This window comes from Mesobacillus boroniphilus JCM 21738 (genome assembly GCF_000517385.1).
In the GTDB taxonomy this organism is placed as follows: domain Bacteria; phylum Bacillota; class Bacilli; order Bacillales; family Cytobacillaceae; genus Mesobacillus; species Mesobacillus boroniphilus.
Genome location: NZ_BAUW01000012.1, coordinates 24,508 through 37,362, shown reverse-complemented (window position 1 = coordinate 37,362; position 12,855 = coordinate 24,508). Strand labels below are relative to the sequence as shown.

General features: G+C 38.0%; 14 protein-coding genes and 2 pseudogenes. 9 read left to right on the top strand and 7 right to left on the bottom strand.

Annotated features, from left to right (window positions below; genetic code table 11):
• Positions 1-237: 237 nt before the first annotated feature.
• From JCM21738_RS05915 to JCM21738_RS25435, 3 genes and pseudogenes are all read left to right on the top strand, one after another.
• Positions 238-651 carry a hypothetical protein gene (locus JCM21738_RS05915; protein ID WP_023614587.1) on the top strand — a complete coding sequence of 138 codons (414 nt, stop codon included), beginning with the start codon at positions 238-240 and terminating at the stop codon, positions 649-651.
• Between the two features lie 682 nt (positions 652-1,333).
• Positions 1,334-2,110 (top strand): TerC family protein, encoded by a 777-nt coding sequence (locus JCM21738_RS05910; protein WP_023614585.1) that lies wholly within the window; start codon positions 1,334-1,336, stop codon positions 2,108-2,110.
• 144 nt (positions 2,111-2,254) lie between these two features.
• Positions 2,255-2,490: pseudogene (locus JCM21738_RS25435) on the top strand (thiamine pyrophosphate-binding protein).
• A gap of 45 nt (positions 2,491-2,535) precedes the next feature.
• Here the strand turns inward: JCM21738_RS25435 and JCM21738_RS23820 are convergent.
• Together JCM21738_RS23820 and JCM21738_RS05895 are read right to left on the bottom strand one after the other, a co-directional pair.
• Positions 2,536-2,781, bottom strand: a complete 246-nt coding sequence (locus JCM21738_RS23820; RefSeq protein ID WP_023614583.1) for a nucleotidyltransferase domain-containing protein — start codon at positions 2,779-2,781, stop codon at positions 2,536-2,538.
• Positions 2,782-2,783: 2 nt separating this feature from the next.
• Positions 2,784-3,635 (bottom strand): patatin-like phospholipase family protein, encoded by an 852-nt coding sequence (locus JCM21738_RS05895; RefSeq protein ID WP_023614582.1) that lies wholly within the window; start codon positions 3,633-3,635, stop codon positions 2,784-2,786.
• A gap of 354 nt (positions 3,636-3,989) precedes the next feature.
• Here JCM21738_RS05895 and JCM21738_RS05890 point away from each other — a divergent pair, with 354 nt between their 5' ends.
• A complete protein-coding gene (locus tag JCM21738_RS05890) occupies positions 3,990-4,709 on the top strand; it encodes a phosphatase PAP2 family protein (protein WP_023614581.1) in 720 nt (239 codons plus the stop codon).
• A 551-nt stretch (positions 4,710-5,260) separates the two neighbouring features.
• Positions 5,261-5,587, top strand: coding sequence for a YnfA family protein (locus JCM21738_RS05885; protein ID WP_031307840.1), 327 nt, complete (start codon positions 5,261-5,263; stop codon positions 5,585-5,587).
• Positions 5,588-5,590: 3 nt separating this feature from the next.
• On the opposite strand, the gene JCM21738_RS24215 is transcribed toward JCM21738_RS05885, so the two are convergent.
• Positions 5,591-5,746, bottom strand: coding sequence for a hypothetical protein (locus tag JCM21738_RS24215; protein WP_023614579.1), 156 nt, complete (start codon positions 5,744-5,746; stop codon positions 5,591-5,593).
• A gap of 249 nt (positions 5,747-5,995) precedes the next feature.
• On the opposite strand from JCM21738_RS24215, the pseudogene JCM21738_RS23080 reads away from it, so the two are divergent.
• From JCM21738_RS23080 to JCM21738_RS05870, 3 genes and pseudogenes are all read left to right on the top strand, one after another.
• Positions 5,996-6,228: pseudogene (locus JCM21738_RS23080) on the top strand (glutaredoxin family protein).
• Between the two features lie 114 nt (positions 6,229-6,342).
• Positions 6,343-6,888, top strand: coding sequence for a signal peptidase I (gene lepB, locus JCM21738_RS05875; RefSeq protein WP_023614577.1), 546 nt, complete (start codon positions 6,343-6,345; stop codon positions 6,886-6,888).
• 599 nt (positions 6,889-7,487) lie between these two features.
• Complete coding sequence (locus JCM21738_RS05870) at positions 7,488-7,943, top strand: SRPBCC family protein (protein ID WP_023614576.1); 456 nt, start codon at positions 7,488-7,490, stop codon at positions 7,941-7,943.
• 341 nt (positions 7,944-8,284) lie between these two features.
• Here the strand turns inward: JCM21738_RS05870 and JCM21738_RS05865 are convergent, their stop codons facing one another.
• Together JCM21738_RS05865 and JCM21738_RS05860 are read right to left on the bottom strand one after the other, a co-directional pair.
• On the bottom strand, positions 8,285-9,019 hold the full coding sequence (locus JCM21738_RS05865) for a hypothetical protein (protein ID WP_023614575.1): 735 nt from the start codon (positions 9,017-9,019) through the stop codon (positions 8,285-8,287).
• A gap of 15 nt (positions 9,020-9,034) precedes the next feature.
• Complete coding sequence (locus JCM21738_RS05860; RefSeq protein ID WP_023614574.1) at positions 9,035-9,610, bottom strand: C39 family peptidase; 576 nt, start codon at positions 9,608-9,610, stop codon at positions 9,035-9,037.
• Positions 9,611-10,549: 939 nt separating this feature from the next.
• Here JCM21738_RS05860 and JCM21738_RS05850 point away from each other — a divergent pair.
• Entirely contained in the window at positions 10,550-10,741 is a 192-nt protein-coding gene (locus JCM21738_RS05850; protein WP_023614572.1) for a hypothetical protein, read from the top strand.
• 573 nt (positions 10,742-11,314) lie between these two features.
• Here the strand turns inward: JCM21738_RS05850 and JCM21738_RS05840 are convergent.
• Complete coding sequence (locus JCM21738_RS05840) at positions 11,315-11,842, bottom strand: MEDS domain-containing protein (protein WP_232215863.1); 528 nt, start codon at positions 11,840-11,842, stop codon at positions 11,315-11,317.
• 286 nt (positions 11,843-12,128) lie between these two features.
• Positions 12,129-12,773 carry a hypothetical protein gene (locus JCM21738_RS05835; protein WP_023614569.1) on the bottom strand — a complete coding sequence of 215 codons (645 nt, stop codon included), beginning with the start codon at positions 12,771-12,773 and terminating at the stop codon, positions 12,129-12,131.
• Between the last annotated feature and the right edge of the window lie 82 nt (positions 12,774-12,855).

Below are 12,855 nucleotides of genomic sequence, written 5' to 3'. Positions count from 1 at the left end.
CATTCCTGTATGGAAAAGGATTTTGAACTCGAGTTTCCAGTATTGGGCGATGCTCTTAATTGGTGTATTTCTGGCAATGTTTCAATCAAGTGGTGAATGGTCGGTCCTTTTTATAAATATCTTCCTCTTGTACGCTTTTCTCCAGCATACGATATCCATCAAGGGAATCACCATTTTTAGCGAAAAAGTGTCACGGATGTTTTATCGGCAATCACTTTAATTTCTTTGGAGGTAAGAATGAGAGAACTTAAAAGGGGACTCGTCCCATTTATATTGGTGATGGTCGTTGCGTTCATAATGATCGATTTTGGGGATGGAGAAATCAAATATATAATGGCAAATTATGAGAGCCTTCCAGATCAACAAAAGAACTTCATTAAAGAAACCGGTCCTGGCGGAACAGGGATGTTCCAACATGATGGTTCATCTTACGCTTTCATTGCTACAGAACCGGATGAGAAAGTGGAAGTATTATTCGTAGGGAGGGCGGAAGATGGCGTTGGGAATGAAGTGAAATATAAGGTTGTCAAAAATGACGGTGCCGATGATACGAAGATCATTGATGGAAGGATGGGAAGGTTCGCGTTATACCTGTTACGGCTGGAAACAGTAGTTCCAACTCCGTTTGGTTTTAATAATGAATATCTTTAGTTCGCTGCCAGGATTGGCAGTTTTTTTATTTTCATTACGGAAAAAAGTGGTATAATTGGGAAGTGTGAAAAAATGACTAGCTGAAAGGGAGGTACAATCCATGCAGCTTACGCTTTCAGTCATAGCTTTTTTAACAATAGTTTCACTAAGCGTTTTCATCATCAAAACCAGGACCAAAGAGCAAAGGAGAGCGAATGTAGGCTAATCTTCCTATCAACTTCTTCTGTGGTGGTAGCCTTAGCGTTAAATTCGATTTATTCCCTGGTGTTTTTTGCGTCGCATTTGATATTATTACTAATCGCTATAAGCCTGGCTTTACAGGAAAAAAAGAAAGTAAAAGGAGTATAAAGTAGTTACAAACATTCATACACTTTATCGCTGTTTACCAGAACGATACATAGGACCAATAAAACGGACAAGCTCGTCTGTTTATTTTTTGATTCTGAAAGAACAAAAATGTTGAATGTTTTCCTGAAAAAATATAGAGTATTATAGTCTCAACCATTTATCTGTTGGTAAGTTTATCTATTGCTTTTAAAAGGTATATGGAAATAGGTAAATGAAGAAGACATAGAATGAAACTCAATAATATTCCTTTGGATTGTGCAAGGCTTAATGGGTAATTCTATTGTTAATGAGACATTTACATAAGAACTGTGAAAGAGGAAGGAGAGAGAGGTTGATGGAAGGAATTTGGCTTGAATATGCCTGGGCATTATTGATCTTAATCGGTCTTGAAGGTTTGCTATCGGCTGACAATGCTCTTGTACTGGCAATCATAGCGAAGCATTTACCTGATGACCAAAAGAAAAAGGCGATAAATTATGGAATTATCATGGCATTTGTCTTCAGGTTTGGTGCTTTATTTGCGATTTCATTCATTGCAAACGTCTGGCAGGTACAGGCAATCGGCGCAGCTTACCTTCTTTACTTGGGACTGAAGCATGTCATCCAGGCTAAGTTTGGTAAGGAAAATGAAAATATCCGTAAGGAAGAAGAAAAGGAAGCTAGAGGAATGGGCTTCTGGCCTACTGTTGGTAAAATCGGTTTAGCAGATCTAGCGTTTGCGATTGATTCTATTCTTGCGGCAGTTGCTCTTGCCCTTGGTCTGCCAGACTCACCGTTAGGAGATTTTGGCGGCATGGACGGCGGAAAGTTCATTGTCGTTCTTCTAGGCGGGATTGCCGGTCTGATCTTGATTAAATACGCAGCTACCTGGTTCGTTAAGCTGCTTGACCAGCGTCCAGCATTGGAAACAACTGCTTATGCAATCGTGGCATGGGTTGGTGTGAAGCTTGCAGTCATTACTTTGGCTCATGAAGATATCGCTATCCTTGACCATGACTTCCCGCATGGTACACTTTGGACGACAATCTTCTATGGAGTATTGGTAACAATTGCTCTAGTTGGATGGTTTACTCCAGCTAAAAAAACTAAAGGTGAAGGCAACTCTTTATAATGTTTGAACCAAAAAGTGCGTGTGATCCGAAATAGATTGCCGCACTTTTTTGTTGGTCCAATACTCCCTAATTACTTAAAGTTTATCTGCACTCCTGCGTGGAACAGTCATTATAAGGATTAATCCACGTTAAGGAGTGTTGATATGAAAGCAGCGGAGTTGATGATTAAATGTCTGGAACGCGAGGGTGTTGAATACATTTTCGGTGTTCCCGGTGAGGAGAATCTTGATATTATGGACGCTCTCCTCGATTCGAGCATTGAATTCATTGTAACAGACATGAAACGAATGCCGCTTTTATGGCCGGGACATACGGAAGGCTAACCGGGAAGCCAGGTGTCTGCCTTGCGACTCTTGGACCAGCGCGACGAATCTTTTAACAGGGGTTGCTAATTCAGATATGGACCACAGTCCGATTATTGCGATTACCGGACGGGCAGGACTGGACCGCCAGCATAACATTTCACACCAATATTATAGGCCTCTAGATGGCTTACCCGATTCTGATGCAAACCATAAAGGTCTCTCTCTTTCACAAGGCAATACAAATCCAAATCAGAATGTTCGTCCTGCTCGCCGCTTCCAACAGATCCTTTCACAAAAATAGCTTGAACTCTTTTGTCGTGTTTAAGGCTATTTGATAAAACTTCAAGTGCATCATTTATCACCATCTTTACTCGCCCAGCCAGTCTTTCAATTTACCGAAACTTTCCTTCGCATCTTCATAACCAACTTCATACAATTGAGTCAGTTTATCAGGATTGCGCTCAACTCGTCCTACTTTGAGATCCCTTGAAGGCCTTATGACGAAGACTTCATTTCTTGCTTCTAGTTCTTCAATATAGTCAAGAGTTTCGTTATAAAGCTTGTAGCGAGTCTCAAGCGAAGTGTGCAGCCCTTTGTATTCCTTATATACATACCGTGGCAGCCAGGAAAGGAAAGATTTCTTCTTGCGATATCCTTTTGGTTTCGTAAGAACGATTACGTTTTTTCTTACACCATCAGTCATTGCTTTCCGAATTGGAATTGGATCAGCAATGCCGCCATCCATCAGCGTCCTGCCCTGGAACTCAATGGCGGGTGCCATGAACGGCAGTGTACTGGATGCTCTGACGATTTTAAGAAAATCCTCGGGCACATCATTTTTATCAAAATATACCGGTTCGCCGGTGATACAATCGGTCGTACCAACAAGAAACTTTTCAGCAGCGTTGTTGAAAGTTTCAAAATCAAATGGAACTAGCTCATTAGGGAGTTTATCAAAAATTAAATCCATCCCGAACAATTCCTTTTTTAAAAACAAATTCCGATAAGAAATATAATCCTGGTGCTTCACATAATCTATCGTGACTTGCTTGTTACGTCCCGGCTGCCTGGAAATATAGGAAGATCCCTGACATGCACCAGCAGAAACCCCGATGACATACGGGAAAAATAATTCATTTTCTAAAAAGCACTCCAGCACCCCGGCTGTGTAGACACCTCTCATGCCTCCACCTTCAAGGATCAAACCACTGCTAAACAATACTTACTCCTCCTTAATATCTATTTCTATCAGTCTCATGTTGTTTTCCATAGAAATAGTCTATCACAGAGTATGCAGATTTTATAAGTTATGATTGTGAAAAAGTAATTTCTGGGACGTCATCCTCATGAACAAAGATAAAAGATTTTGAAGAAGTTTTATTAGTAAAATTAATCCGTTTGTCATATAGAAGACGAAACTACCATATCTGTATCGTTTACTTGGATCTTAGTCGGGTAAAAGTTCAATATAGTTTGGATTATTATAGGTTAACAAATCAGAACATGAAAAAAGGTTGGATTTCCATAATGGATAATGAACAGTTTTTGATATTAAAAAAGGAGGGTAGGTGTTGTGGAATTAAATAAGCAAGAATTAAAGAATGCAGGATTGCCGTTTTTGCTGATGATCGCTGGAGCTGGTATGTCGGTACTTTTTATCGTCATATTCTCGGAATTAGCAGAGGAAATGCTTGAAAACGAAATCAATGCGATTGATGAGGCAGTTATTCAAAGGATTAACTTATTTGAAAACCCTACTTTGGACCAGATCATGATTTTTGTTACAGAGCTAGGTTCTGTTTGGTTTTTGTCGTTATGCACACTTGCTGCGATAATTGCATTATGGGTAAAGGCGAAGGATAAATTAGGCATTCTTTTTTTATTAATAGCCATCGGTGGCGGAGGTGCGCTGACCAAATTGTTAAAACATCTTTACGGAAGAGGGCGTCCTTCTATTAATCCTGAGATCGATGCGATTGGATACAGTTTTCCAAGCGGACATTCAATGGGTTCGCTGATTTTTTATGGATTTATCGCATATTTGATCGTCCGCTCTGCCAGAAAGCCTTTCACTAAATGGATGACAATTTTAGTTGCAGGATTTCTGGTAGTCTGGATCGGATTTACTCGAATCTACCTCGGAGCCCATTATCCAAGTGATGTCCTGGCCGGCCATTTAGCCGGTGCAATCTGGCTTATGATTACCATACTTGCCCTGGAATGGATTAAATGGCAGCGTGCAAATTTTATTAAAGTGACCAGGGTTTTTAAGCGCATTATCAATAAGTACTAATTATGTATAACCATTTTATACAGTTAAAAGATGGTGAATCATCCTTGGGGTATTATTGAAAAACTGTTTCAGGATGCGATAATGATTTCGTTTCTTCCAGCTTTCTTTTAAAAATGCCTTCTTCACTGATTCATAGATCGCTGCATCTGGATAGGCCATGATGATTGGCGAGTGCGTGGCGATAATAAGCTATGAGTTATCATTTACCAGATCATGGATCCGCGTCAGCATCGCCATTTGCCGCAGCGGCGAGAATGCCGCTTCAGGTTCATCCAAAAAGACTGATACTTCTCACATATTGCCAATTCAGCATAAATACAACTCCCTGATTAACCATTTTCTTTATTTTAACTTAACAAATTGAAACTGGAAAAAAACAAGCTGAATTTCCAATTCGCTATAAAACAGAGAAAGTCGCTATAAAAATGGGGAACTCGCTATAAAAATAAAAAAGTCGCTATAAAACGGTCATGAAGCATGTTGAACTTCTTAATTACGATCGTAAAATTACGTTATAATGCTAGTACATATCAATTTAGGAAGTGATTCTCATATTTAGTGCAATTATTTTGTTCATTGTTGCAGGAATAGCCGAAATTGGCGGAGGATATTTGGTCTGGCTTTGGCTGAGGGAAGGAAAACCGTTTTATTGGGGAATAGGAGGAGGACTGGCACTCGCTATTTATGGCGTCATTGCGACTTTTCAATCCTTCCCGTCATTCGGCAGAGTTTATGCCGCTTACGGAGGAGTGTTCATTGTTTTGTCTGTTCTATGGGGATGGGGCGTCGACAAGAAAACTCCTGATTTTTACGACTGGATTGGCGCCGGTATTTGTATAATTGGTGTTTCGGTTATGCTGTTTGCTCCACGGCAGTAAAATCTACATACTTTTCTTTTGGGTTTTCAATAATTCAAGGATTTGTTCATTTTGTTTTTTTACAAATTCCAGTTCTTTTCGAACCTTTGAAACATCGTTTACAGCATGTATGAACATGGCAATAAATACGATAGCGACTGGGATGATAAGAAGTTCCATTGATCTTTCCTCCGCTCCTGGAGTGAGTTTTCTTCCATTATATCGTCATTAATGAAGTACTTAGAAGATAATTCATTTATGGTGCTTGCATTAAGCTAGGTACCCACTCACCATAAGAATACCTCCCATCCTGTTTTTTTTCAGTAAAATAGGGAAAAACATAGGTATCCCAGTGCTTCTTTTTTGCATAAATTTAGCATAACCGGGATAATACATTACAGGGTATATAATTTTAAGGAGGCATTTAGAATGAACGATATTACTGTTTACACTACGAACACTTGACCTTACTGCACAATGATGAAACAATTCCTTGAGGGTCAAGGATTAAACTACAAAGAAGTTAATGTACAATACGATCAAGCTGCTGCGCAGAAACTGGTTGAAGAAACTGGCCAGATGGGTGTGCCACAAACGAAGGTTAATGGCAACTGGTTCTTGGATTTGACCCGGATACACTGATGCAGCATGTAAAAAAATAATCATTACCGAAAGAGGCTTTTGCCTCTTTTTTGTTTTGAATTTAATGAAGAAGGATTTCGAATGTTCTATGTGGAAATAGAATCCAATAGAATAGTTTGGAAAGGATGTGCCATATGGTAAAAGAGAGAAATGAAATTTGGGAATGGGCAAAGGCATTTCTAATCGCAATAGTACTGGCTTTTGTAGTTCGATCGTTTTTACTGACACCAATTGAGGTAAAAGGAGCTTCCATGGAGCCAACTTTGCATAGCCAGGAGAGGATGTTCGTCACCAAAATTGGCGAGCTGAAACGGTTTGATATCGTCGTTTTCCATGCAACCGAGGACAAGGATTATATCAAACGGGTAATCGGACTTCCGGGTGACCGGGTAGAATACAAGGACGATGTGCTGTACATAAATGGAAAGTCTTACGAAGAACCCTATCTGGAGGAGAGCAAAAAGCGAATCAATAATGGACTTCTTACTGGTTCGTTTACGCTAAGTGAAACGCCTGTCGACAGTGAAGTAGTCCCAGAAGGACATATTTTTGTGCTGGGAGATAACAGAAGGAAAAGTGAAGATAGCCGTCATTTTGGCGCAGTTCCGATTGAAAGCATCATTGGAACAACAAAGGTTGTTTTTTACCCATTTGAAGATATGAAGATTATTGGTGATTAAATCACAGCATAAGTAAGCGCGTTTATCCAGCAGGATTAACGCGTTTTTTAATGTAAGGTTCTCAACCATGTTTTTGCCGGCTCTTATAACCATATATTTTTACTGCAATGAAACTGGCGAACAGGCCGATCATCAAAGGAATCATGGACCCGCCAGATATGAAGAAACCCTCTGTATCAGCAGTGTATTCGTAATATAACATTAACCAGCGAATCGTAAAAACATGTCCGATAAAGAAGAACAAACATTGTAGTTAAAAAAAGATGAATTGTTTATCTCGTTGATTCAGTATGTCGCAGATATCTATAAAGCTGAACTGGAGCAATTACAACAAGAGTAGTCTATAAATTATTAAAAAATAGTTGTATAATGTAAGTAGAAGAGATGATATCGAACGAAAATTAGCTTTTATTTAACGTTTTAATTTGCATCACCATTTTGGTTTGTGCAGATTTTTAAACACACATATGGTTTTATACTTGTAAGAAATAGGGTGTGTTGATCCAGAAGGATTAACCGCCTTTTTTGTTGAATTCCTTATTAAACAATCGGAGCAGGATAGTGGAAGAAGTATAACGATCTATTAGTGAGGGATATGGATGCCTATTATTAAAAATGAACAATTTATCAAAGCTCCCATTGAACTCTGTTTTGACCTGGCAAGGAACGTAGATATACATACTCAAACTACTACTAAAACCAGGGAAAGAGCTGTTGGTGGCATTACTGAGGGTTTATTGGAACTGGGTGATGTAGTTACCTGGGAAGCAAATCACTTTGGCGTTAAGCAAAGGTTGACTGCGGAAGTTATTATAATGGAAAGACCTCATAAGTTTGTGGATGTTATGGTAAAAGGTGCTTTTCAATCCTTTGTTCATACCCACCAGTTTATTGAACACCTAGATGGAACTATAATGACCGATATATTTGAGTATAAGTCACCACTAGGTATTTTCGGATCTGTTGCAGATGCGTTGTTTTTAAAAAAGTATATGAGTGAATTTATTGCTACTCGTGCGACAGAATTAAAAAGGATTGCTGAGAAAAGAGTTTAATTTATTTCTAATTCAACTGACGGGGATAGTGGAACAAGACTTGCTTAAATCGTACATCTGTTTATCATCCATTAAGGATATAAAAATGAGGAATAGGGAAGAAAGGTGGGATTAAAGAGCATGATATAAAGAAGGAGATTAAGAAGCAAGTGACATAGAAACTTGGTAAGAATGTTGGAAAACCTTTGAGTTTCTTTCCAATAATAAACAAACTACTGAGTTTGTTTAGACAAGGAGTTGCTATTGCATCTCCCTGTCACCATTACTTTAAGAAACATTTAGATAAAGAAAGAATTTTTTCGGTTACGCCGCACTGAGGACCAGATTTTTATGAAACAATTTTACTTTTGACTATGTTTTAATTGTCTGTTTTTGAAAAACAAACCTACTGATGTAATTCCTAAGAGACCGATTATAGAGTACAGAATAGTGGTAGTCTTATTGTCATCATTATTATTTTCAGGAACAATTATACCGCCACCCATTTCAGGGTTTGGATCGGCATCCTTGTATCTCTCATGAATAATTTTTTGGTAGTCACTGATGTCCTTTTCTTCCTTCATTAATTGCTTCGCAGGATCATTAAGAGGTTTGATTTTCTTGCCAGTATACAAATACCAAGCATCAGCTGGGCCTTCATATAGCAATACTTCATCGCCCTTGAATTTATCCATTCTCTTTGCCAAATCAATTCCATAACCAAAAGTGGAAAGAGCAAATTCTCCAGCTTCATTCTTATAAGTGCCAATTACATTGATTGGCTTTCCATCTTGATAAACAACAGAAAGGTATTCATCGGATGGTACGATACCATTAGAAAGGTCAGGATTTTTTTCCTGAACAAATTCCGGAGTTACACTAAACCTCTGAAAAAGAGGTCCAAAAGTTATATTCGTAGAATCCGGATCTAAGTTAAAATTAGCAGCGTGTTCCGTACCGAGTTCTTCTACAACAATATTATAAAAAAATCTATCCGCAAATTCCTGTGCTTCTTTTGGAATGCTCGTTTCTGCAGCAGCAGGAGAGGTGAAAGCAAATAAAAAAATTGATAAAATCCAGATTATAAGCCTTTTCATATATTTTCCCCCTAATTAATACATAGCATATCGTGAAGTGGTCCATGTCCACTCACTATTGTCTTTGAATGCAGAATATGTTGATTTTCTTGTTGTTGAGCCGGACAGTCCAATATCCGTCCAATAGACATAATCCGTTAAACCATCATTATAACCAGAAATTACTGCAAAATGTCCGGAATTGTAACTCTTCCAGCCTATTCTAGCTAAAATAGGTCTGTTCAGATTAATTTGACCCACCGTTGTTGACCAACTCGTTGGACTGAACACCACCGTCCCAGTGCTTGAAAATTTGGCAAACGTAAAGATGTTAGTAAACTGTGTATAAATTGAACCATCTTCATCAGTAGTACATGCGCTGTATTTCTTCCCTTCCTTATAAATAGTACACTGATAATGTGAAGTTCCCTTTTTGTAATTCACTATCGCCTGTCCAGCTGCAGCCCAGCACCATTTGCTTTTGGCTTGATTGTAAGCTGGTACAGACAGTCTTTTTTCAGCCGCAGATGCTGATATCCCACAAAGATTAAAAGCAAGAATAGCTACAAATAACATAGCCGTAAACCTTTTCAATGCCTTTGCTAATTTCATTCTACCTTCCCCCTTGATTCTTTAATATGTTTTTATTTCGACAAAAACACTTATCGTTACATTTCACCCACTTCCTTTATGTGGATATAAATTCCTTTATAATCCATATTTTAGTACAAAAGTCCTTTTTGCTCCCGATAAATTTGTCTTTCTTAGGTTGGGAAATTTTTCGGCTAGCCTTTTTCTCAAACTATTTCTTTTTTATTTCTAAAATTATGCATGTATTCTCCTCTCTAACAGTTCCTTTCTATAATAGACAAACCTAGCCTCCTCTTCACCTTAATACCCTCCTATATTTTCCAATAAATCGTAACTGTTGTTACTAAGTTAATGATATCCACCTCATCATGGGTCGAACCGTTTTGGCACCTGGCAAGCTCGCTGTTCAAAGACATTTATGGTACCGATGATATTCTTGAAGGTAATAAAACTTGGGAAATACAGGGTTTTGCATGTGGTTTTATCTCTATCGATGATGATAGTGATGGGAGAGTTTTTCTGATGCTTCTGAGTGATAAAGAAGAAATATTGATTGCAGATTCTGGAGACATGGCTCCTAATCATGCCGAATCAATCTCAACAAATCTAATTCATTGGGTTAATAATGGTTTGAGATTTACAAGAAACATCAATTATTGATTGGTCAGAAAATTGTAAAATAGTTGTAGTCAACATGCAAGACGGAGGATTAAAAGACTCATTAAATTAAAGGGATATTAGGAACAAATATGCCTACTCCTGAAGTACTTAAGGTGTCTGAAAATTCCCAATTTGTGCTTACATAGGAAGTTCCGTATGGTAAGGCATAGGAATAATTGAAGTATTGGGAAATCTAAATGTAAAACTAGAATTCCTATGACTTTTCAAAGAAAGATGCAGTTATGTTGAAGAAGGAGCTTTTAGATAGAGGAATATCTATATAATTAAGGGGGTAATACGTTGGATCAAAAGTTATTTTATGTCTTGATTGCATTAGCATTATTTACCCATAATGGATGCTCTAATGGAGGCGAAACAACAAGAATATCAAGTGATAATATTGATGCTGAAGAAGTTTTAACATTGGACTCTAATGCTGATATCTTTCAATATGATGGCGTTGACCAGAAGGATAAACGCCATTTTTGTTGAAGTTCTTATTGCACTGAAGGGGCAGTTTTGCTCAATAATAATGAAGAGATTTCAGAGGGGCTTTTTGAGGTGATTTAGAAATGCGACCTTTTTTAAAGAAGTTAGTAGTTCTACCATTGTTGTTTTTTATTTCGTGCATTTTTGTTTATTCTACCGCTTTTTTTGACGGAGAAATGATTAAAACATATGACGAGTTAAAAGAGAGTTTCCCGATGGTTATAGGTTTCCCAATAGGATTTGTAGAGCTGACAGTTGTTAACATTGATCCGCCTTTGCCTTATTTTTATGGAATAAGTTGTTGTGGAACAGTATGGCATCAAGATAAGTTCTTACTTTCAGTTTTAATAGTTTTCCTCTTTTTATGCCTCTTATATTTGGTTTCTTATTTTGTGATTTCAAAAGTAAAAAAGAACAGTTCCTATTCCAACTAAAGGGACAGCATTCCTGTAATAATTTTAAATTTGTGAAATTATTCACTTAAACTAATGGGTGCTTATGTTTCACAGGATTGTTTACACTATACATATGAAATCACATTAAATAAGAAAAATGGCGTGCAAAACTGATGTCAGTTTACACGCCATCTTCTTTTTCATTTATAAAAAAGTTGTGGCAGCTTAGTAGGCCTTCCTTGAATTCTTCACTAACCCTTTCAAAATCGTAGGCACAAACGGAAAGAAGGTTTGTTTCGTTCACAATTACATCGGCTTCTTTTTCAGAGGCCATTAATTTTTTACTTACCTCGACTTCGTCTCGCCATTCGACATGTGCCCAGGACCGGACAGCTACATCAAGTTCTGAAAAACCTTCAATTATGTTCGGCAGGAATTCGAAAATTGAATTAATCCTAAAGTCTCCCTTGGCGTAGTAAAAATCATAATTATTGACGTACTTTACTTTTTCTAAACGGCTTTCATCAAATAAGGCTGTGAGTCTTTTTTGTATCAATGGTATAATTCGGTCATTTTCTACAATGATGGAATATTCATTCCGTTCTAACCCTGAGATGACAAAGTCAACCACGTTAGAAATATAACGCTCCTGATCTTGGAAAAAATATATCCCATGTCCCTTGGCCTGGTTTGCAAGTTCTTTAACCACTTTTAAATGCAGACATTCCAAATAAGCACCCCGTTGTATTGTAGACATAAAACACTATCATTAAAGTGTAACATACTAAGCTCATAATATGTGTTTGTAATAAAAATATATCTAAAGTAAAAACATTATTAAAGCTACAAAGGTGCAAGTTTCAAGTTTAAGGAACGTGCAGCGCGGTGGGGGATTTACTGAAAAATGAAGAAGAAATTGTTCGTGGGACGGTCTGTTTGACAACTGGAAGGTTTAATTGTCATGGTTTTGACTAAAAACCTTCCTAAGCTTATGCTTACTTCTTAAATTTCTCCGGGAACTGCTTCACAACTGCATCTGAAATGGCATCGGCCATCATAATGATATGAGTCATTCCGTCGTCGATCGAAACAATCCTTGCTTGCCAATCTTTTTTCAAGCTTGCGTTTAGGTCATCTGCCACCATTTCCAGGTGAGTATACAGTAACTTTTTTACAGCTTCGTTTTTTAGATTTGGATTTGCGCTGCTGAGGAAGGCTGCGATATCGTCTGCATTTCTAAACCATTCTTTGTTTAGCTGGTCTAGCTTTGCTTTATCACCACTTTTGGCTGCTTCAACAATACCTCCTGCTATAACAATATGCTCTTTAAGCAGGTCTGTAAGTTTGTTTCCGGCTGCCTCTCCATATACCGGTTTGATTGAGTTTCCGATATCCTCCTGGTTTTTCAGGAGCCGATCAAGCACATCTTTTTGATCCTCAGCGCCTGCTGTTGTTGCACTTGTAATATAGTTGCTTGTCCACAATACATGGTCGACCCATAGTCTCCTGAAATCATTCTCGAACTTTACCTCAGATTGGGTAATACATGTGTGCTGTGGTTTAGCGTAGGCAGGGGTTGATCCGGCCATCATATTCAGGGGCAATAATAGCATAAAACCCATCAACAATAATTTTCTCATGCTACACATTCTCCTTCCGCAGGTTAATAACATCCTCCATTATTATTTATACATGGCATTTCATTTATCCGAAATTGCAAAA